We start from the raw sequence: 17,316 nt of genomic DNA on the forward strand, positions 1-17,316 counted from the left end.
GGATTAAATCAATTACTCCGAAGCCTTTTCGGTATCGGCGCTTTTTTCAGCCGCTTTTTTTGCCGCCTTGGGTTTGCCTTCGCTTTCGGCTTTTTTACCCTTTTCGGCTTTTACCTTTTTATCGGCACCGGCTTTTTCTTTTGTCTTGGGCGCGGCTTTTTTAGCCTTTTCTTCTTTTTTGGCTTCTTTGGAAGAGGTATCGAGTTTATAATCTACCAATTCCAAAATAACCAAATCGGCCGCATCACCCTGACGAAAACCGAGCTTTAACATACGCGTATAACCGCCCTTGCGCTCTTTCATGCGCGGACCGATATCGGTAAAAAGCTTGGCCAAAATCGCCTCGTCGGCAATAAAGCGGGCGGCTTGACGGCGGTTATGAACCGAATCAACCTTGCCCCGCGTAATCAATTTTTCCGCAGCCCGGCGCACTTCGGAGGCCTTAGCCTTTGTCGTAGTAATGCGCTCGTATCTGAATAAGGAGGTTACCATATTCCGCGACATTGCACGGCGGTGAGCCGAGGTGCGCGAAAGGGGATTAAAACCGTTTTTATGATTCATCTGATTCTTCCTTTTTCTTTGTTAAATTTACCGCATTTTTCAGATGACTGTAATCCGTCATGCCGAGGTTAAGATTCCATTCAAGGAGTTTATCTTTTATTTCAGACAGACTTTTTTTGCCGAAATTACGGGTTTTGGCAATATCATCTTCCGTTTTTTTCGTTAATTCACCGATTGTGTGAATATTTGCATTTTTAAGACAATTCGACGAACGCACGGACAATTCCAATTCTTCAACAGGCGTGTTCAAAAGCTGCTTAATCCGCTCATCGCCCTCATCGATTTCATCCCTGCGGCCGATTTCGCTGTCGTTAAAATTGATAAAAATCGAAAAATGATCTTTTGCAATTTTAGCGGCTTCGGCAAGGGCATCAACGGGTGCAATACTTCCGTCCGTCCAAATTTCCATAATAAGCTTGTCGTAATCGTTGCGCTGACCGACGCGGCAGGGTTCAATGGAATACTTTACCTTTGAAACGGGGGTAAAGATTGCGTCCATCGGAATGGTTCCCACTACTTCTATATAGCGCTCGTTTTCTTCGGCGGGTATGTAGCCGCGTCCCAAATCAACCTGAACTTCAAATTCAAGGTGTGCATTTTCCATTGTGGTAAAAATATGCATATCCTTGGATAAAACTTCAAGCTGAGAACCGCGCGAAAACATCTCGGCGGTTATATCGGCCGCGCCTTTGAACTCGAACAAAAAGGTTTCCTGTTCGGTATCGCCGTCAAGCTTTAAGCGTATTTGCTTCATATTATTCAATACTTCCAACGCATCTTCAACAACATTGGGGATGCTTTCGAATTCGCTGGAAATAACATGGGGTACACCGTCGGCATCATAAGAAGTGATACGAACCGATGTTATGGCATATCCTTGAATACTGGACAACAATACCCTGCGCAGGGTATTACCGACCGTAGTGCCGAATCCGGGCTCAAAAGGATATGCGGTAAACTTACCGTAATTCGAATTCGTATCGAGAGGTTCAAAATTAATCCCTTTCGGTGTTTTAAATCCATGCAAGAGATTTTTACGGGCCATCGAAACTCCTTGTTATTTCGATTAAAGCTCGATTACGGACCGCCTATGCAGACAGCCCGTCTATCGGCACGGTGCGGGTAAATCTTCTTTACCGCATCGACAGTAATAGCAAACCGAACGTTTTTCAAAAGCTTTACAAAAAAACGCTGCGGTTTCCCGACATGCAAAACTCCGAAGCAATTACATGCGGCGGGTTTTGCGCGGGCGGCATCCGTTATGGGGAATGGGAGTTACATCGCTGATGGATTTTACTTTTAAGCCCAAAGCTCCCAAAGAGCGGACAGCGGATTCTCTTCCTACACCGGGACCCTTTACAAATACATGGACTTCACGCAAACCGTAACCCACAGCCTTTTGCACGGCCGTTTCGGCTACGGATTGGGCGGCAAAGGGGGTCGATTTTTTTGCACCTCTAAATCCCAAACCGCCGGAAGATGCCCATGAAAGAGCGTTTCCTTTTAAATCGGTAATCGTAATGATTGTATTGTTAAACGTAGCCTGAATATATACGTTACCTTCATATACCGTCTTTTTTTCTTTCCGTTTTTTTACGGTAGCCATCTATCTTGCCTCCACCTTATTTCTTCTTACCGGCAACGGTCTTTTTCTTACCTTTGCGGGTTCGTGCATTTGTGCGGGTGCGCTGTCCGCGGACAGGCAAGCCCTTTCTGTGACGCAAGCCTCTGTAGCAGCCGATATCCATAAGGCGCTTTATGTTCAAACCGATTTCCGAACGAAGGCGTCCTTCAACCTTGTATTCACCGTCGATAAGGGCGCGCAAAACGGCAACTTCGTCCTGAGAAAGATCGTTCATTTTGCGGGTGGGATCGATTTTGGTTTTTTCGCAAATTTCCGCCGCAGAAGAACGTCCGATTCCGTAAATATAGGTCAATGCGATATTGACATGCTTGTTAGGGAGGTCAACTCCCGCAATTCGAGCCATTCAATTACTCCTTAAGCTCAGCCCTGACGCTGTTTATGCTTGGGGTTGGAACAAATGATCCGGACAATACCGGCTCTTTTGATTACCTTACACTTGTCGCAAATAGGCTTTACACTTGTTCGTACTTTCATAGTATACTCCTAAAATCAACCTGTTCCGAAACGGAAGTTTCCGAACAGGTTTAATCAACTGCACACTGCGGCCTCTACAGGTTGCGTGAACGCAGCTTTCCTTTTTTTACCAAACCGTCGTGGTGGTGCATTTTAAGCAATGCTTCAATTTGGCTCATCGTATCCAAATCGACACCGACTAAAATCAACAGCGAGGTTCCGCCCATGAGCATTGAAATGCTTTGGGGAAAACCGAATGCATTTTGAATAACGGTCGGCAAAACCGCAATAACGGCAAGGTACAAAGAACCGGGCAGCACAAGCCTGTTCAATACCTTTTGCATATACTCTTCCGTTTTATCGGTTCTGATACCGGGAATCGAGCCGCCGTTTTCCCGAATGTTCTTTGCTATTTCGGTGGGGTTTAAAGTTACCTGTGTATAAAAATATGCAAAGAATATAATCAATAATACCAATAAACCGTTATACAATAAACCGCTGGGGGTAAGCCAAGCCGCAACCCTGTTCAGCCAGCGGACATTGGGTCCCAAGCTGGTAGCAATCTGCAGAGGGAAGGTTAAAAACGACGATGCAAAGATAATCGGTATAACTCCCGAAGGATTGATTTTAAAGGGAATATACGTGCTTTGTCCGCCGTACATTTTGCGGCCGATAACCCGTTTTGCATAGTGTACCGGAATCTTGCGCTGTCCCTGCTGTTCATAGACAACAAAGGCGATAATTCCGACAAACATTACCAAAACGACTACGCTTTTAACGAGCATTTGACTGCCCTGTGTATTTATGAGTTTTCCCAGCTCGTAAACGGCCGAGGGAAGACGGGCGACAATACCGGCGAAAATAATCATTGAAATACCGTTACCGATACCGCGCGCGGTTATCTGCTCGCCGAGCCAAATCGTTATCATCGTACCCGTCGTAACCGTCAGAATAAAAAGTAAACGGAATAAGATCGGATTTGAAATAACAACCGCACCCGGTACGTAATAGGCATAAGCCGTAAGGGCGGTGGACTGTATCATACAGACAAATACCGTACCGATACGTGTCCACGATTGAACCTTTTTTTGGCCGCCGTCTTCCTGCGCAATGCGCTTTAAGCTCGGAAAAATAATCAATGCCAACTGCATAATAATCTGGGTAGAAATATAAGGCATAACACCGAGCATAAAAACCGAAAAGTTGGAGAAGGCGCCGCCGGCAAAAAAGTCCATATAATCGACAAAGGCGTTACCCTTTGTCAACGAAGAAAAATAAGCGGTCAACGCGTGGGGGCTTATTCCCGGCACGGTCAACACACTGCCGAGCCGGAAAACGGCAAGAATAATGACGGTAAAGAGTACGCGTTCGCGCAGCTCTTTTACCCGAAATATATTTACAATCGGATTATTCGCCATAGCTCACCACCGGATTATTCGCCGGATACGGTAACGGTACCGCCGGCCTTTTCGATTTTTTCTTTAGCACCTGCGGAAACCTTGTCCGCACTTACCGTAAGCTTTTTATCGAGATCGCCGTTTCCGAGAATCTTCACCAAAAGCGCCGATTTTTTAAGCAAACCCTTTTCAATCAGCGTTTCGCGGTTTACGGTTTCACCGTCCGCAAATTTGGCCGCAATATTGACAAGGTTTACCGTTGCATATTCTTTGCGGTAGGGATAGTTGGAAAAACCGCGGCGTGCGATACGGCGATACAAAGGCATCTGACCGCCTTCAAAGCCGATATAAGTTTTTCCGCCGGAACGAGCCTGCTGTCCCTTGTTTCCCTTACCGGATGTTGTTCCGCGTCCCGAGGACGAACCGCGCCCTACGATACGCTTTTTTTTGTTTGCGCCTGCCGGCGCGGTAAGAACCAAACCTGACATCAGTGTATCTCCTCGACTTTTACCAAATGCGAAACGGAGGCAACCATGCCTAATACAGCCGGATTCGCTTCCTGTTCCACAAAGGAGTTAATTTTCTTTAATCCCAGACAACGGACAGTCGCCCGCTTTGCGGGTTTTTGTCCGATAGTGCTTTTTACAAGCGTTATTTTAATTTTTTTTGATCCGGCCATCGTTTAACCCCACATATCCTTTAAATGCTTGCCTCTGTTTTTTGCAACAACGCGGGCATCCAAAAGGCTTTCTACCGCTTTAAAAGTCGCCCGAACCACGTTAATCGAAGTGTTGGAGCCGAGTGACTTGGACATAACGTCGGTAGCACCGGCAGCTTCCATAATGGCACGCACCGGGCCGCCGGCTATAATACCGGTTCCCGAACAGGCCGGCATTAAAAGGACCGAAGAGCCCTTATAAGCGGCCTGAATTTCGTGGGGAAGCGTACCGTGTCTTAAGGGTACGGTTACCAAACTGCGTTTAGCCTTATCTATACTCTTTTTAATCGCTTCGGTAACGTCGTTTGCCTTACCGAAACCGTAGCCTACGCGGCCTTTTTGATCTCCCACAACCGTTAAAGCGGAAAAGGAAAAGCGGCGTCCGCCCTTTACTACCTTAGCGGTACGGTTCAGTTTGACCAATTTTTCGATAAATTCTTTTTGCTGTTCTCTGTCGTGATTTCTCTGGTGTTCCATAGCTTCTCCTAGAATACGATTCCGGCTTTACGTGCGCCGTCGGCAATAGCTTTGACTACACCGTGATAGAGGTAGCCGTTGCGGTCAAAAACAACCGTCGTGATTTTCTTTTCGGCAAGGCGTTTACCCATTGCCTCTCCGATAACTTCAGCACCCTTAATGTTGGGTTTAAGCGACGAAAAATCCTTTTCCAAGGTGGAAACACAGGCCAGCGTTTTTCCTTCATCATCGTTAATCGCCTGCACATATAAATTGCAGTTGCTTCTCGTAACGGTCATGCGGGGACGTTCGGCCGTACCGCGAAGGTGTTTCCGGATATGAATCTTTCTCTTTAAGCGTTTTCGATTTTTATCATTTAATTTCTTAATCATAGCAAACACCCTTATTTTACGCCGGCCTTACCGACTTTGCGTTTAATAACTTCGGTATCGTAGCGCACGCCCTTGCCCTTATAGGGTTCGGGTTTGCGTAAGCGGCGGATTTGAGCCGCAAATTCGCCTACCTGCTGTTTATCTATACCGGTGATATTGATTTTTCCCTGACCGTCGGCCGTAACCGTTAAACCGTCGGGAATCGCCGCGATAAAATCCGTTGAATACCCCAGATTCATCACAAGAAGTTTTCCCTGCACCTCGGCACGGAAACCGACACCGTTTATAACCAGGGTTTTTGTAAAACCGTCGGTTACGCCCTGCACCATATTGCGAATCAAACTGCGGTATAAACCGTGAGCCGCACGGGCATTTTTGCTGTCGTCAACACGGGTTACCACGGCATGACCGTCCTCGACTTCGATTTTTACCGAATCGCAATAATCCTGGGTTAATTTTCCCTTAGGGCCTTCAACGGTAATCAGGTTTGCATCGGCCGTTACTTTTACTCCCGCCGGAATGGCAACGGGAAGTTTTCCTATTCTTGACATACTTCCTCACTCCTTACCAGACGGTACAAATCAATTCGCCGCCGATCATTTTTTCGGCAGCCTTTTTACCCGTCGTAACACCTGCGGATGTCGACACGATAACCGTTCCGTACCCGTTGTATACACGGGGCAAATCTTTATATCCCGAATACACACGGCGGCCGGGGGTCGAAACCTTTTGCAAGTCGTGGATAACGGGCATATTTTCATCATCATATTTCAGGAAAATACGGATGATATTCATATTATCCTGAGCAATCTTTTTAAAGTTCTTTATATAGCCTTCCGTTTTCAGGATTTTTACAATCTCCAGTTTTAACTTGGACGTAGGCACATCGACTTTTTCGTGACGTGCTCTGACGGCATTTCGAACTTTGGTAAGCATATCCGCAATGGGGTCTGAAACACTCATACTATACTCCTACCTTCTACCAGCTGGATTTTGTAACGCCCGGTAACAGGCCTTCACTGGCTAACTTGCGGAAACACAAACGGCACATCTTGTATTTCCGTAAATATCCGCGGGGGCGTCCGCATATTTGACACCGGTGTACCAATCTGGTGCTGTACTTCGGTTTGCGGGCAGCCTTAATAATCATTGACTTCTTTGCCATGAACTCCTCACTTCCTAAAGGGCATTCCGAACTTGGTAAGCAGGGCGCGGGCATCGCTGTCGGTGCGGGCGCTCGTTACGATATTCACATTCAAACCGGAAACACGTTCGATTTTATCGAAGTCAATTTCGGGGAAAATGATTTGTTCCGTAATACCGAGAGAATAATTTCCGTGGCCGTCGAATCCGTTCGGATTGATGCCGCGGAAGTCCTTAACACGGGGTAATGCAACGTTGATAAGGCGGTCTAAAAACTCATACATATGAGCGCCTCTTAACGTAACCATTACACCTACTTCGTTGCCCTCACGGAGTTTGAAGTTTGCGATACTCTTTTTAGCCTTTGTTTTCACAGCTTGCTGACCGGTTATAAGCGTGATATCGGTCACTGCGGCGTCAAGGAGTTTCTTATTTGTGAGAGCTTCGCCTACGCCCATGCTGACCACAATCTTTTTGATTGAAGGGATTTGCATAACGGACGTATAACCGAGTTCCTTAAAGAGCTCGGGGGCGATTTTGTCCTTATAGACTTTCTTAAGCCGGGGTATGTAATTGCTCATTACAGGGTATCTCCACATTTACGGCAAACACGCGTTTTTTTATCGCCGTCGATTTTATATCCGATTTTGGTAGGACCGCATTTTTTACATACGATCGCTACATTTGAAATATGCAGCGGAGCTTCGATTTCGGCAATACCGCCTCTATCCTGCTGGCTGCGTTTTTTCATTGCCTTTTTTACGATATTACAGCCGGCTACAATAACCCGGTCTTTATCGCGGATTACACGGACAACATTTCCGCGCTTTCCCTTGTCTTTTCCGGCAATGATTTCCACCTGATCTTCTTTACGAATCTTGAATTTTTTTTGCATACTCTTTTCTCCTCAAGACCCGTTACAGAACTTCCGGGGCTAACGATACGATTCTCATATAGTCCATATCACGAAGCTCGCGCGCTACCGGACCGAATACACGCTTACCCTTGGGGTTGTTCGCCGCGTCGATAATAACGCATGCGTTGTCGTCAAAACGGATATAGGTTCCGTCCGAACGGCGGTATTCTTTGGCAATACGGACTATAACGGCCTTTTCAACCGATCCCTTTTTAATTGTAGAAGTGGGAATTGCATCCTTTACCGCTACAACGATAACATCGCCGATACTTGCATATCTGCGCTTCGAGCCGCCGATAACCTTAATACACTGAACAACCTTTGCTCCGGAGTTATCGGCTACGTTCAAATTTGTCTGCATCTGAATCATTTTTCCGCTCCTTCCTTATTTGGCCTGTTCAATAATTTCGGCAAGCCGCCAGCATTTTTCGCGGCTTAAGGGCCTGCATTCAACAATACGGACACGGTCACCGATGTGGGCACTGTTGCTTTCATCGTGTGCCTTGCATTTTTTGACGCGCGTTACGTACTTTTTATAAAGTCTGTGCAGTTTTTTTGTGGAAACCGACACGACAATGGTTTTATCCATCTTATCGCTCGTTACGATTCCGACAAAAGAACGCTTGGACTTCTTTTTTTGCACTGCTTGTTCTTCCACGGGTCAACTCCTACTTATTTAAACCGGCAAGTTCTTTTTGCCGGATCAGCGTATTCATCGTCGCAATTTCGCGGCGCATCGTACGCTTTTGCATCGGATTATCAACATGACCGATTGCCATTTGGAACCGGAAATCCATATATTTCCTTTTAAGCTCATCGCGCTTTACGATAAGCTCGGAATAAGACAGTTCTTTATCTTTTTTTGCCATAACTCACCTCTTACTCCACCACGTTGCGGAATGCAACCTTTGTCTTTATCGGAAGTTTGCTTCCGGCAAGCTTGATTGCCTGCTCCGCCAAATTAAGGTCGACTCCGCCGATTTCAAAAATAATTTGACCGGGTTTAATGACCGCCGCCCAAAATTCGGGAGCACCCTTACCCTTACCCATACGGGTATCGGCCGGTTTTTTTGAAACGGGCTTATCCGGAAACACCCGGATCCACACCTGACCGCCGCGGTTTATTTTACGGTTTAACGCGACACGGGCGGCTTCTATATGTTTTGCGGAAAGCCAAATAGGCTCGAGCGCAACAAGGGCGATCTCTCCGAAGTCGAGATTACATCCCCTCGTAGCGTTGCCCTTTATTCTTCCGCGCTGCACTTTTCGGTGCAAAACTCTTTTAGGACTCAACGCCATACTTAACTCCTTTCTGCCGCAGCGGAATCCGTATCGTCTTTTTCATCCGATTTGGCGGAATGCTTGCCCTTGGGACCCGCTTTTTTTCCGGTATTATCCGAACGCTCGGCGCGCTCGCGGCGTTTTTTCAACAACTGGCCCGCATCTTCGTTTTGCTCACGGCCGTACATCATGCCGTTGTAGACCCATACCTTTACACCGATTTTACCGAAGGTTGTAAGAGCCTCGGCAAAACCGTAATCGATATCGGCACGAAGGGTATGAAGCGGAACGCGTCCGTCCTTATGCTCTTCGGTACGCGACATTTCCGAACCGCCCAAGCGGCCGCTGATGCGGATTTTAATACCCTGGGCACCGGTTTTCATCGCACTCGAACAAGCCTGCTTTAAGGCTTTGCGGAACGAACCGCGGTTTACCAATTGGCGCGCCACATTTTGTGCTATAAGAGCGGCATTTATTTCGGCACGCTTAATTTCTTTAATTTTGATTTGAATCTTTTTCGTCAAATGCTTTTGGATTTCGGCACCGATTTTTTCGATATTCGCACCCTTAATACCGATAATAACGCCGGGGCGCGCCGTGTGTATTACGATGGTAACACGCTGAGGATGGCGCACGATTTCGATATCGGCGATATCGGCATTTTTACATTCGGGCAAATCCTGAATCATTTTCCGAATCTTCAAATCTTCAAGAACCAAATCCGCGTACTCGCGGGGATCCGCATACCAGCGGGACTGCCATGTTTTATTTACCCCGAGACGCAGTCCGATAGGGTTTACTTTTTGTCCCATCTTACTCCCCCGCCTTTTCCGCTACGATAACGGTAATATGACACATACGCTTTAAGAGCATATCCGCACGGCCCTTGCCGCGGAACCACACTCTTTTCAAACGGGGACCTTCGTCGATACGAATTTCCTTAACGTAAAGCATATCTTCATCAAGTTTTTTGTTTGCAAAAAGGGCGTTTGCCACAGCGGATTTTAAGGTTCCGCCGATTAACTTTGCACCTTTTTGGGGCATATTCGCAAGAATAGCCGCAGCTTCCGAACAGGACTTCCGTTTAATAACATTCGCTACAGGGCGAACCTTTGTAGGAGAAGCTATCAGGAACTTTGTTACGGCTTTGTATCCGTTTGTTTCAACCATTGCAACCACCTACCTATTTACCGGACTTTTTGTCGGAACCGGCATGTCCGCGGAAAATCCGGGTCGGAGAAAACTCGCCCAGCTTATGACCGACAAGGTTTTCCGTAATATACACGGGCACCCAGGACTTGCCGTTGTACACCGAAATCGTATTGCCTACCATTTCGGGAATAATAGTCGAACAGCGAGAATAGGTTTTAATCATCTTTCTGTCCGCAGCCTTATTCATTTCGATAACCTTTTTATAAAGGCTCTTTTCAATAAAAGGTCCTTTTTTAACAGATCGCGACACGATATACTCCTCTGCTACTTCTTCCGGCGTGTAACAATGAAATTGTTAGACACTTTCCGCTTTTTGCGGGTTTTATATCCACGGCAGGGCTGTCCCCAGGGAGTAACGGGATTACGTCCCTTACCGGCACCTTCACCGCCTCCGAGCGGGTGGTCCACAGGGTTCATCGCCATACCCCGAACAGCGGGACGGATACCGAGCCATCGGCTGCGTCCGGCCTTACCGAGCTGAGTGTTCATACGATCTTCGTTTCCGACAACACCGATTGTCGCGTAGCATTTTTTATGAACGCGGCGCACTTCGCTGGAGGGCAGGCGAAGCGATACGTAATCGCCTTCTTTTGCCGCAACCAGGGCGCTTGTACCGGCAGAACGTGCCAATTGGCCGCCCTTTCCGAGCGTTAATTCAATGTTATGAACGGTAAATCCGACCGGAATCGCTTCCAAAGGAAGCGCATTGCCGACCGTAGGAGCGGCACTTTCGCCGGACACGATTTTTTGCCCGACAGCCAGCCCTTGAGGAGCGATAATATAGCGTTTTTCGCCGTCGGCATAAAAAATCAAAGCTATATTGGCACTGCGGTTCGGATCGTATTCGATTGTCCGTACCGTTCCCGGAATTCCGTGTTTATCACGCTTGAAGTCTATATCCCTATACCTGCGTTTATGACCGCCGCCCTGATGCCGAACCGCAATACGGCCTCCGGCACCGCGGCCTCCGCGGGACGAAATACCCTTTGTCAAGCTTTTTTCAGGCTTGTGTGCGGTTAATTCATCCTTTCGCAGGTCTACCCGTCCGCGGCTTCCCGCAGTTATCGGCTTATATAATTTAAGAGCCATCTAGGATCCCCTTTTATACGGCCGAAGGCTTATACGCCTTCAAAGACCTTGATAACCTCGCCAGGCGCCAGCTTGACGATAGCTTTTTTCCAACTGGAAGTTCTGCCGGGGCGGTAACGCACCCGTCTCATCTTTCCAAACACATTCATCGTAGTACAGGCGACAACCTTTACGTTAAAAAGCCGGCGCACCGCTTCTTTTATTTCAAACTTCGTTGCCGCAGGATGTACTTTAAAAACATACTTGCCCTGCTCGCGCAGCTCGGTCGCTTTTTCCGACGATATAGGCGCAATAATTACATCTTCATAGATCATTATTCAGCCTCCTCTTTGTAAAACTCGGACAAATTCTTTGCCGCACTTTCAAGCATTAAAACCTTTTTTCCGTAAAAGAGGTCATGCGCACGCAAACGGTTGTACGACAAAAAGGACAGGGTCGGGATATTGCGTCCGGCCTGCTTGATTTTGGGATCGTCATCCTTTAACACAAGGACGGTGCGCTCGTTATTTGAAAAGTTTTTCAAAATAGAAGCAAAATCCTTTGTTTTTCCGCTTTCAACCGTAAAATCTTCGATAATCGTAAGCACATCTTCTTGAGCCTTTAAGCTTAAAATCGATTTCATAGCCAAACGCTTTACCTTTTTCGGAATCGTATAGCTGAAATCCCGAGGCTTGGGCCCGAAGATAACACCGCCGCCGCGTAAAAGAGGAGATTTTTTATCACCCCTGCGTGCACGGCCGGTTCCTTTTTGCTTATACGGCTTTGCATTACTGCCGTGAACTTCGGAACGGTCTTTTGTACAGGCGGTTCCGACGCGCTTATTCGCCAACTCATTTGTAACGGCGTAATAAATTACATCTTCATTTACCGGAAGACCGAACACCGCATCATCCAATTGAATTGTCCGCAGTTCTTTACCGTCAACAGAATAGACTTTCTTTTCCATTGTCTTCCTCACTGTTAAAATTCTTTTTTGACCGCAGACTTAATGATCAGCGTACAATCTTTAACTCCGGGTACCGAACCGCAAACCATTACGACTCCGAGCTCCGGATCCACTTTTATTACGCGCAGATTTTGAACCGTTACACGCTCCCGTCCCATGCGGCCGGGCATTTTTACGTTTTTAAAAGAACGACCGGGAGAAGTACACTGTCCCGTAGAACCGGGCTCGCGGTGAAATTTGGAACCGTGAGAGGCGCGGCCTCCGCCGAAACCCCAGCGCTTTACAACACCCTGAGTACCCTTACCCTTGGAAACGGCGGTTACGTCCACATAGCGGACACCGTCAAAAAGTTCAATACCGACCGTATCACCGACAGCCACTTCGGCTTCAAAATCGCGGAACTCTTTTACATTCCGCTTCGGCGTTACATTTTCAGGAAAAGAACCGGCATAAGGCTTTGAAACCTTAGCGGGTTTTAAATCATCCAAACCGAGGACTACGGCGTCATAGCCGAACTTTTCCTTTGTTTTAAGAGCGACAACCGTATTGGGTTCGACGCGGATCACGGTTACCGGTGTAAGGTCGCCGTTTTCATCAAACACCTGAGTCATGCCCGTTTTTTTTGCAATCAGACCTTTCATTCTGATACTCCTCTATCCGGCCGCCATCCCCTGATCCGGGGGACCGTTACCGGTTTATACCGACACGCCCGCTCGTAAGGGACGCACGGTTATTGTTTTATTTCAACATCAACGCCCGCAGGCAATTCAAGCTTCATAAGCGAATCCATAACGTCCGCCGAAGGCTCGATAATATCTATAAGGCGCTTATGGGTACGCATTTCAAACTGCTCGCGCGATTTTTTGTTTACGTGCGGCGAACGCAGTACCGTTACCTTTTGTATTTTGGTAGGCAGGGGAATAGGTCCTGAAACCTTGGCACCCGCCTTTTGCACAGTCTGAACGATAGACTTTGCACTTTGATCAATCAATTCCACGTCGAAAGCGCGAAGCCTGACACGGATCTTCTCAGTAGCCATTTTTCCTCCGGGAAAATGCACGGCGGCCGGCAATTACCGAGCCGCCGCATTCAATATCTCTTAGCCGAGAACCTCTGTTACCTGACCGGAAGCAATGGTGCGTCCGCCTTCACGGATAGCCAACTTAAGACCCTTATCCATAGCGATGGGATGAATAAGTTCACCGACAATTTTCGTATTGTCACCGGGCTTAACCATGTCTACGCCGTCGGGCAAAGTAACGGTTCCGGTAATATCGGTCGTTCTGAAATAGAACTGAGGACGATAACCCGAGAAGAAGGGACTGTGGCGTCCGCCTTCTTCTTTGGAAAGAACGTAAATCTGAGCTTCGAATTTGGTATGAGGCTTGATTGTACCGGGCTTGGCAAGAACCTGACCGCGTTCAACAGCCTTTTTATCGATACCGCGAAGAAGAAGACCGACGTTATCTCCGGCAACACCCTGATCCAATAATTTATTGAACATTTCAATACCGGTAATAACGGTTTTCTGAGTGGGGCGGATACCGAGGATTTCAACTTCTTCGTTCATATTGATGATACCGCGTTCAATACGTCCGGTAACAACGGTACCGCGTCCGGAAATCGTAAATACGTCTTCAATCGGCATAAGGAAGGGAAGCTGTTCGTCACGGACAGGATCGTCGAAATAGGAGTCCATCTGATCCAAAAGTTCCTGAACGGGAGCGGTATCCTCGGCGGAAGCGCCTTCCTGCAAGGCTTTAAATGCGGAACCCTTTACAATCGGGGTTTCGCGGGGGAAGCCGTAGGATTCGAGAACATCGCGTACTTCTTCTTCAACCAATTCCATAAGATCGGGATCGTCAAGAAGGTCAACCTTATTAAGGAAGACGATAATCTTGGGAACACCTACCTGGCGGGCAAGCAGGATGTGCTCGCGGGTTTGGGGCATAACCGAGTCGGGAGCCGAAACAACCAAAACCGCTCCGTCCATCTGGGCGGCACCGGTAATCATGTTTTTAACATAGTCGGCGTGGCCGGGACAGTCGATGTGAGCATAGTGACGCTTGTCGGACTGATACTCCAAGTGGCGCGTATTAATAGTAATACCGCGGGCTTTTTCTTCCGGAGCATTATCGATTTCATCATACTTGAGCTGCTTGTCGCCGAATTTCTTGGCGCAATACATTGTAATCGCCGCAGACAAGGTGGTTTTACCGTGGTCAACGTGACCGATGGTACCTACGTTCATGTGCGGTTTTGTTCGTGAGAACTTTTCCTTTGCCATTCGATCCTCCTTACCAGATTAAAGGCATGAAAAAAAATATTGTGCTGTATAAAATATACACACATTAAATACACGATTTGAGTAGAAAACGGCAAGACGGAGAAAGGCCTAAAAAAAACGAAAAGTTTTTACAAAAAGATGATTATCAATTCAATCATCTCGGCCGGATTCCACCTGCCGCCACCAAATCTGCATTTGATGACCGGTTTGGCATCCCGGAGCCAGGAAGCATTAAAACGCTTCAGTCAAGCACCCTGATACTCTACCATATATAGATACCGCCGACGGCGGGTATCATGCATACCGCGGGTTGTGCCGGCCTGAACGGATATCCGAACTTTACGGCTGCACCGGTTTTTGTTTTTTTTCGCACCTGCACATGCATTATGCAAAACACAAAACCGCTTGACTCTCAAAGAACCCATCGCACCTAATCAATAAAAAAGATTAAAATGCGGAATTTCATTTATACACCAAAAAAGAAAATTATGCAAGCGCTTTAGGAGGAATTTTGACAAACTTTCGGCAGCTTTTTATCCGTTTCATTCCATAATGCAAATTACAAATTGTTAATTGCGTGCGGAATTGTATTGTTAATCTTGAGTTTTGCCCCTCACTATGCTATACTGTGTCAAGGCTTGTGCCGCAGATTTTACAATAACAGGAGCCGTATATGCGAAAAACGGTTATAGCTATGGGTGTGTTGACCGCCGCAATCGGGATAACGATGCTTTTAACGCCGGAAGCGGTTATACGTACCGCCGTTACGCTTTTGGGTATAAGCGGAATTATCAACGGAATTTACAATGTCGTTTCTTTGCGTAAAATGGCGCCGGATGAAAACTTCAGGCGGATTATTACGATACGCGGCATTTTGAGTATTTTAACGGGGGCCGCCGCCGTTGCCCTGCCCCTTATGTTTGCGGGAGCTTTATGGACGATTATGCTCTATGTGCTGGGCGCCTATCTTGTGCTTGCCGCCGCCCTTGAAATATACGGGGTAATAAAACTGCGCGCGCAAGGCATAAACACCAAGCCTTTTACCGCGGAAATTATTGCAAGCATCGTTCTTGCAATTTTGTTATTCGCCGTGCCGGCGGCCATCGGTTTAACACTTATACGCATTATCGGAGCCTGCGCCTGTATAGCCGGAGCCGGTATTATAATCCGCGAGGCTCGCAGCGGAACGACTATCGTGTACGCCGAGGATATTACGGATAAATAAAACATTCCGTTTCCTTTGTTTTAAAGCGGGAAGATTGTTCGGCGGCCGCTTAAACGGAAAGCCGTAAGCAAAAACCTGCTGAATATAGAAGATTTTATATAAGAGGTAAGATTATGAAATTGGTACTTATTCGCCACGGCGAAAGCGAATGGAACAAGCTGAACCTTTTTACCGGCTGGACGGATGTTGAATTGTCCGAAAAAGGGCAGGAAGAGGCAAAGCAGGCGGGCGAAGTTCTTAAAAAAGAAGGATTCGACTTTGACGTATGCTATACGTCGTTTTTAAAACGTGCAATCCATACCTTAAACTTTGCCCTTTTATCGATGGACAGAGAATGGCTTCCCGTTATTAAAACATGGAAGTTAAACGAGCGGCATTACGGCGCGTTACAGGGTATGAACAAGGCCGAAACCGCCGAAAAATACGGCGAAGAACAGGTAAAGATTTGGCGCCGTTCGTTCGACATTACCCCTCCCCCGCTTGAAGAAAGCGACGAGCGCAGCCCCCGTTCGCAGGAACCCTACCGCAGTGTAAAAGACAAATCGGTTTTACCCTTAACCGAAAGCCTTGAAACCACAATTGCACGCGCGGTTCCCTACTTTGAAAGCGAAATCAAGCCCCGTATGCAAAAAGGCGAACGCGTACTTATCGTAGCCCACGGAAACTCGCTTCGCGCCTTGGTAAAGTATTTTGAAAACTTGACAAAAGAAGAAATCCTTGAAGTAAACATTCCCACCGGAGTACCCCTCGTATACGAGTTTGACGACAACTTTAAAGTGCTCGGCAAAAAATACTTGGGAGACCAAAAAGCGATTGCCGAAAAAATGGCCGGCGTTGCAAACCAGGGAAAGAAAAAGTAAACAACGGCGAACCTACCGGTTTAAAATAAAAACGGGACTGTTAAAAGCGCAGCAAAGCGGCTTTCGGCAGTCCCTTTTTTATATACGCACCGCCCCGCCCCGCAGGGGGCTATACGCATGCGCAGTTTCGGATTTTATTCTTCCGCAGAAAGGCTTCCCTTTTTGGGGCGGGCCTTTGCATAGGCGAATAAAAGCAGGGTTCCCACAACACCGGTTGCGATCGAGTTCAGCAATGCGGCGGTTGCGCCCTGAACAAAAACCAGGTTAACCGGTTCTTTGTAAATAACGATATCCAAAACGGGGGCGACCAAAATCCATGCAATCACGTTTGCCCCGATTTGAATTAAGTTAAACAGGAGGGCGTCTTTACCGGAAAAAGTACCTTCATCCGCATTTAAAAACTTATAGGAAATACCCATTAAAAAACAGGCGACAAAGCTTGCAATAATCCAGCTCCACCACGGAGAACCGTATTGAATGGAGTCGTTCAGAGCATGGCCGATAAAGGCGATAAGACCGCCGGCGACGGGGCCGAATAAGGCTGCAAAAAAGCCGCCCAAGCCGTAGGCAACCTGAAACGATGTTTCGGGGATTCCGCTGGGAACCTTAACATACATAAAGAGTACCATAAACAAGGCGGCACCCAAACCGGTTGCAACAATAGTTTTTGTTGTAATTGCAAACAATTTTTTCATATAAACCTCCGATACGGGAACTGTAAGAAAGTAAAACTCT

Annotated in this window: 31 protein-coding genes; 2 read left to right on the forward strand and 29 right to left on the reverse strand. The window is 47.2% G+C overall.

What is annotated here, in order from left to right; translation table 11 throughout:
• Window positions 1-12 precede the first annotated feature (12 nt).
• The 28 genes from rplQ to tuf form a co-directional block, all read right to left on the reverse strand.
• Window positions 13-561, reverse strand: a complete 549-nt coding sequence (gene rplQ, locus V1L52_RS09720) for a 50S ribosomal protein L17 (RefSeq protein WP_428769160.1) — start codon at window positions 559-561, stop codon at window positions 13-15.
• Complete coding sequence (locus V1L52_RS09725) at window positions 551-1,606, reverse strand: DNA-directed RNA polymerase subunit alpha (RefSeq protein WP_428769162.1); 1,056 nt, start codon at window positions 1,604-1,606, stop codon at window positions 551-553. The genes rplQ and V1L52_RS09725 overlap by 11 nt, the downstream gene beginning before the upstream one ends.
• Before the next feature lie 180 nt (window positions 1,607-1,786).
• Window positions 1,787-2,167, reverse strand: a complete 381-nt coding sequence (gene rpsK, locus V1L52_RS09730) for a 30S ribosomal protein S11 (protein WP_428769164.1) — start codon at window positions 2,165-2,167, stop codon at window positions 1,787-1,789.
• 16 nt (window positions 2,168-2,183) lie between these two features.
• Window positions 2,184-2,549 carry a 30S ribosomal protein S13 gene (rpsM, locus tag V1L52_RS09735; protein WP_428769166.1) on the reverse strand — a complete coding sequence of 122 codons (366 nt, stop codon included), beginning with the start codon at window positions 2,547-2,549 and terminating at the stop codon, window positions 2,184-2,186.
• A gap of 17 nt (window positions 2,550-2,566) precedes the next feature.
• Window positions 2,567-2,680, reverse strand: coding sequence for a 50S ribosomal protein L36 (gene rpmJ, locus V1L52_RS09740; protein WP_428769168.1), 114 nt, complete (start codon window positions 2,678-2,680; stop codon window positions 2,567-2,569).
• Between the two features lie 74 nt (window positions 2,681-2,754).
• On the reverse strand, window positions 2,755-4,077 hold the full coding sequence (secY, locus tag V1L52_RS09745) for a preprotein translocase subunit SecY (RefSeq protein ID WP_428769170.1): 1,323 nt from the start codon (window positions 4,075-4,077) through the stop codon (window positions 2,755-2,757).
• 14 nt (window positions 4,078-4,091) lie between these two features.
• The gene (gene rplO / locus V1L52_RS09750) at window positions 4,092-4,544 is read right to left on the reverse strand and encodes a 50S ribosomal protein L15 (protein WP_428769172.1); all 453 of its coding nucleotides are present in this window, start codon (window positions 4,542-4,544) and stop codon (window positions 4,092-4,094) included.
• Entirely contained in the window at window positions 4,544-4,735 is a 192-nt protein-coding gene (gene rpmD / locus V1L52_RS09755; RefSeq protein ID WP_428769174.1) for a 50S ribosomal protein L30, read from the reverse strand. The genes rplO and rpmD overlap by 1 nt, the downstream gene beginning before the upstream one ends.
• Window positions 4,736-4,738: 3 nt before the next feature.
• The gene (rpsE, locus tag V1L52_RS09760; RefSeq protein ID WP_428769176.1) at window positions 4,739-5,251 is read right to left on the reverse strand and encodes a 30S ribosomal protein S5; all 513 of its coding nucleotides are present in this window, start codon (window positions 5,249-5,251) and stop codon (window positions 4,739-4,741) included.
• An 8-nt stretch (window positions 5,252-5,259) separates the two neighbouring features.
• A complete protein-coding gene (gene rplR / locus V1L52_RS09765; RefSeq protein ID WP_428769178.1) occupies window positions 5,260-5,622 on the reverse strand; it encodes a 50S ribosomal protein L18 in 363 nt (120 codons plus the stop codon).
• Window positions 5,623-5,633: 11 nt separating this feature from the next.
• Window positions 5,634-6,173: a 50S ribosomal protein L6 gene (gene rplF, locus V1L52_RS09770; protein ID WP_428769180.1), complete on the reverse strand. Its 540-nt coding sequence runs from the start codon at window positions 6,171-6,173 to the stop codon at window positions 5,634-5,636.
• Between the two features lie 13 nt (window positions 6,174-6,186).
• Window positions 6,187-6,585 (reverse strand): 30S ribosomal protein S8, encoded by a 399-nt coding sequence (rpsH, locus tag V1L52_RS09775; RefSeq protein ID WP_428769182.1) that lies wholly within the window; start codon window positions 6,583-6,585, stop codon window positions 6,187-6,189.
• A 16-nt stretch (window positions 6,586-6,601) separates the two neighbouring features.
• Window positions 6,602-6,787, reverse strand: coding sequence for a type Z 30S ribosomal protein S14 (locus V1L52_RS09780; protein ID WP_428769184.1), 186 nt, complete (start codon window positions 6,785-6,787; stop codon window positions 6,602-6,604).
• A 7-nt stretch (window positions 6,788-6,794) separates the two neighbouring features.
• Window positions 6,795-7,346: a 50S ribosomal protein L5 gene (gene rplE, locus V1L52_RS09785; protein WP_428769186.1), complete on the reverse strand. Its 552-nt coding sequence runs from the start codon at window positions 7,344-7,346 to the stop codon at window positions 6,795-6,797.
• Window positions 7,346-7,660: a 50S ribosomal protein L24 gene (rplX, locus tag V1L52_RS09790; RefSeq protein ID WP_428769188.1), complete on the reverse strand. Its 315-nt coding sequence runs from the start codon at window positions 7,658-7,660 to the stop codon at window positions 7,346-7,348. The genes rplE and rplX overlap by 1 nt, the downstream gene beginning before the upstream one ends.
• Window positions 7,661-7,682: 22 nt before the next feature.
• Window positions 7,683-8,051: a 50S ribosomal protein L14 gene (gene rplN / locus V1L52_RS09795; protein WP_428769190.1), complete on the reverse strand. Its 369-nt coding sequence runs from the start codon at window positions 8,049-8,051 to the stop codon at window positions 7,683-7,685.
• 15 nt (window positions 8,052-8,066) lie between these two features.
• On the reverse strand, window positions 8,067-8,339 hold the full coding sequence (rpsQ, locus tag V1L52_RS09800; RefSeq protein ID WP_428769192.1) for a 30S ribosomal protein S17: 273 nt from the start codon (window positions 8,337-8,339) through the stop codon (window positions 8,067-8,069).
• A gap of 10 nt (window positions 8,340-8,349) precedes the next feature.
• Window positions 8,350-8,550, reverse strand: a complete 201-nt coding sequence (gene rpmC / locus V1L52_RS09805) for a 50S ribosomal protein L29 (protein ID WP_428769194.1) — start codon at window positions 8,548-8,550, stop codon at window positions 8,350-8,352.
• Between the two features lie 10 nt (window positions 8,551-8,560).
• Complete coding sequence (gene rplP, locus V1L52_RS09810; protein ID WP_428769196.1) at window positions 8,561-8,980, reverse strand: 50S ribosomal protein L16; 420 nt, start codon at window positions 8,978-8,980, stop codon at window positions 8,561-8,563.
• 2 nt (window positions 8,981-8,982) lie between these two features.
• Window positions 8,983-9,774 carry a 30S ribosomal protein S3 gene (gene rpsC, locus V1L52_RS09815; RefSeq protein WP_428769198.1) on the reverse strand — a complete coding sequence of 264 codons (792 nt, stop codon included), beginning with the start codon at window positions 9,772-9,774 and terminating at the stop codon, window positions 8,983-8,985.
• Between the two features lies 1 nt (window position 9,775).
• On the reverse strand, window positions 9,776-10,132 hold the full coding sequence (rplV, locus tag V1L52_RS09820; protein ID WP_428769200.1) for a 50S ribosomal protein L22: 357 nt from the start codon (window positions 10,130-10,132) through the stop codon (window positions 9,776-9,778).
• Window positions 10,133-10,145: 13 nt separating this feature from the next.
• Window positions 10,146-10,424, reverse strand: a complete 279-nt coding sequence (rpsS, locus tag V1L52_RS09825; protein WP_428769202.1) for a 30S ribosomal protein S19 — start codon at window positions 10,422-10,424, stop codon at window positions 10,146-10,148.
• Window positions 10,425-10,438: 14 nt separating this feature from the next.
• A complete protein-coding gene (gene rplB / locus V1L52_RS09830) occupies window positions 10,439-11,263 on the reverse strand; it encodes a 50S ribosomal protein L2 (protein WP_428769204.1) in 825 nt (274 codons plus the stop codon).
• A 29-nt stretch (window positions 11,264-11,292) separates the two neighbouring features.
• Window positions 11,293-11,577 (reverse strand): 50S ribosomal protein L23, encoded by a 285-nt coding sequence (locus V1L52_RS09835; RefSeq protein WP_428769206.1) that lies wholly within the window; start codon window positions 11,575-11,577, stop codon window positions 11,293-11,295.
• The gene (gene rplD, locus V1L52_RS09840; protein ID WP_428769208.1) at window positions 11,577-12,209 is read right to left on the reverse strand and encodes a 50S ribosomal protein L4; all 633 of its coding nucleotides are present in this window, start codon (window positions 12,207-12,209) and stop codon (window positions 11,577-11,579) included. The genes V1L52_RS09835 and rplD overlap by 1 nt, the downstream gene beginning before the upstream one ends.
• Before the next feature lie 14 nt (window positions 12,210-12,223).
• Window positions 12,224-12,850 carry a 50S ribosomal protein L3 gene (gene rplC / locus V1L52_RS09845; protein ID WP_428769210.1) on the reverse strand — a complete coding sequence of 209 codons (627 nt, stop codon included), beginning with the start codon at window positions 12,848-12,850 and terminating at the stop codon, window positions 12,224-12,226.
• 89 nt (window positions 12,851-12,939) lie between these two features.
• Window positions 12,940-13,248: a 30S ribosomal protein S10 gene (rpsJ, locus tag V1L52_RS09850; protein WP_428769212.1), complete on the reverse strand. Its 309-nt coding sequence runs from the start codon at window positions 13,246-13,248 to the stop codon at window positions 12,940-12,942.
• Window positions 13,249-13,308: 60 nt separating this feature from the next.
• Window positions 13,309-14,496, reverse strand: a complete 1,188-nt coding sequence (tuf, locus tag V1L52_RS09855) for an elongation factor Tu (protein ID WP_428769214.1) — start codon at window positions 14,494-14,496, stop codon at window positions 13,309-13,311.
• Between the two features lie 673 nt (window positions 14,497-15,169).
• On the opposite strand from tuf, the gene V1L52_RS09860 reads away from it, so the two are divergent.
• The gene (locus tag V1L52_RS09860; protein ID WP_428769216.1) at window positions 15,170-15,721 is read left to right on the forward strand and encodes a DUF308 domain-containing protein; all 552 of its coding nucleotides are present in this window, start codon (window positions 15,170-15,172) and stop codon (window positions 15,719-15,721) included.
• Window positions 15,722-15,834: 113 nt separating this feature from the next.
• Window positions 15,835-16,581: a 2,3-diphosphoglycerate-dependent phosphoglycerate mutase gene (gene gpmA / locus V1L52_RS09865; protein WP_428769218.1), complete on the forward strand. Its 747-nt coding sequence runs from the start codon at window positions 15,835-15,837 to the stop codon at window positions 16,579-16,581.
• Window positions 16,582-16,715: 134 nt separating this feature from the next.
• On the opposite strand, the gene V1L52_RS09870 is transcribed toward gpmA, so the two are convergent.
• Window positions 16,716-17,276, reverse strand: a complete 561-nt coding sequence (locus tag V1L52_RS09870; protein WP_428769220.1) for an ECF-type riboflavin transporter substrate-binding protein — start codon at window positions 17,274-17,276, stop codon at window positions 16,716-16,718.
• Window positions 17,277-17,316: the final 40 nt, after the last annotated feature.

Source organism: Treponema sp. HNW (assembly GCF_050320395.1).
In the GTDB taxonomy this organism is placed as follows: domain Bacteria; phylum Spirochaetota; class Spirochaetia; order Treponematales; family Treponemataceae; genus Treponema_C.

Coding starts and splice junctions, on each gene's coding strand:
- rplQ (WP_428769160.1), bottom strand. CDS start 561: ATGAATCATAAAAACGGTTTTAATCCCCTTTCGCGCACCTCGGCTCAC.
- V1L52_RS09725 (WP_428769162.1), bottom strand. CDS start 1,606: ATGGCCCGTAAAAATCTCTTGCATGGATTTAAAACACCGAAAGGGATT.
- rpsK (WP_428769164.1), bottom strand. CDS start 2,167: ATGGCTACCGTAAAAAAACGGAAAGAAAAAAAGACGGTATATGAAGGT.
- rpsM (WP_428769166.1), bottom strand. CDS start 2,549: ATGGCTCGAATTGCGGGAGTTGACCTCCCTAACAAGCATGTCAATATC.
- rpmJ (WP_428769168.1), bottom strand. CDS start 2,680: ATGAAAGTACGAACAAGTGTAAAGCCTATTTGCGACAAGTGTAAGGTA.
- secY (WP_428769170.1), bottom strand. CDS start 4,077: ATGGCGAATAATCCGATTGTAAATATATTTCGGGTAAAAGAGCTGCGC.
- rplO (WP_428769172.1), bottom strand. CDS start 4,544: ATGTCAGGTTTGGTTCTTACCGCGCCGGCAGGCGCAAACAAAAAAAAG.
- rpmD (WP_428769174.1), bottom strand. CDS start 4,735: ATGGCCGGATCAAAAAAAATTAAAATAACGCTTGTAAAAAGCACTATC.
- rpsE (WP_428769176.1), bottom strand. CDS start 5,251: ATGGAACACCAGAGAAATCACGACAGAGAACAGCAAAAAGAATTTATC.
- rplR (WP_428769178.1), bottom strand. CDS start 5,622: ATGATTAAGAAATTAAATGATAAAAATCGAAAACGCTTAAAGAGAAAG.
- rplF (WP_428769180.1), bottom strand. CDS start 6,173: ATGTCAAGAATAGGAAAACTTCCCGTTGCCATTCCGGCGGGAGTAAAA.
- rpsH (WP_428769182.1), bottom strand. CDS start 6,585: ATGAGTGTTTCAGACCCCATTGCGGATATGCTTACCAAAGTTCGAAAT.
- V1L52_RS09780 (WP_428769184.1), bottom strand. CDS start 6,787: ATGGCAAAGAAGTCAATGATTATTAAGGCTGCCCGCAAACCGAAGTAC.
- rplE (WP_428769186.1), bottom strand. CDS start 7,346: ATGAGCAATTACATACCCCGGCTTAAGAAAGTCTATAAGGACAAAATC.
- rplX (WP_428769188.1), bottom strand. CDS start 7,660: ATGCAAAAAAAATTCAAGATTCGTAAAGAAGATCAGGTGGAAATCATT.
- rplN (WP_428769190.1), bottom strand. CDS start 8,051: ATGATTCAGATGCAGACAAATTTGAACGTAGCCGATAACTCCGGAGCA.
- rpmC (WP_428769194.1), bottom strand. CDS start 8,550: ATGGCAAAAAAAGATAAAGAACTGTCTTATTCCGAGCTTATCGTAAAG.
- rplP (WP_428769196.1), bottom strand. CDS start 8,980: ATGGCGTTGAGTCCTAAAAGAGTTTTGCACCGAAAAGTGCAGCGCGGA.
- rpsC (WP_428769198.1), bottom strand. CDS start 9,774: ATGGGACAAAAAGTAAACCCTATCGGACTGCGTCTCGGGGTAAATAAA.
- rplV (WP_428769200.1), bottom strand. CDS start 10,132: ATGGTTGAAACAAACGGATACAAAGCCGTAACAAAGTTCCTGATAGCT.
- rplB (WP_428769204.1), bottom strand. CDS start 11,263: ATGGCTCTTAAATTATATAAGCCGATAACTGCGGGAAGCCGCGGACGG.
- V1L52_RS09835 (WP_428769206.1), bottom strand. CDS start 11,577: ATGATCTATGAAGATGTAATTATTGCGCCTATATCGTCGGAAAAAGCG.
- rplD (WP_428769208.1), bottom strand. CDS start 12,209: ATGGAAAAGAAAGTCTATTCTGTTGACGGTAAAGAACTGCGGACAATT.
- rplC (WP_428769210.1), bottom strand. CDS start 12,850: ATGAAAGGTCTGATTGCAAAAAAAACGGGCATGACTCAGGTGTTTGAT.
- rpsJ (WP_428769212.1), bottom strand. CDS start 13,248: ATGGCTACTGAGAAGATCCGTGTCAGGCTTCGCGCTTTCGACGTGGAA.
- tuf (WP_428769214.1), bottom strand. CDS start 14,496: ATGGCAAAGGAAAAGTTCTCACGAACAAAACCGCACATGAACGTAGGT.
- V1L52_RS09860 (WP_428769216.1), top strand. CDS start 15,170: ATGCGAAAAACGGTTATAGCTATGGGTGTGTTGACCGCCGCAATCGGG.
- gpmA (WP_428769218.1), top strand. CDS start 15,835: ATGAAATTGGTACTTATTCGCCACGGCGAAAGCGAATGGAACAAGCTG.
- V1L52_RS09870 (WP_428769220.1), bottom strand. CDS start 17,276: ATGAAAAAATTGTTTGCAATTACAACAAAAACTATTGTTGCAACCGGT.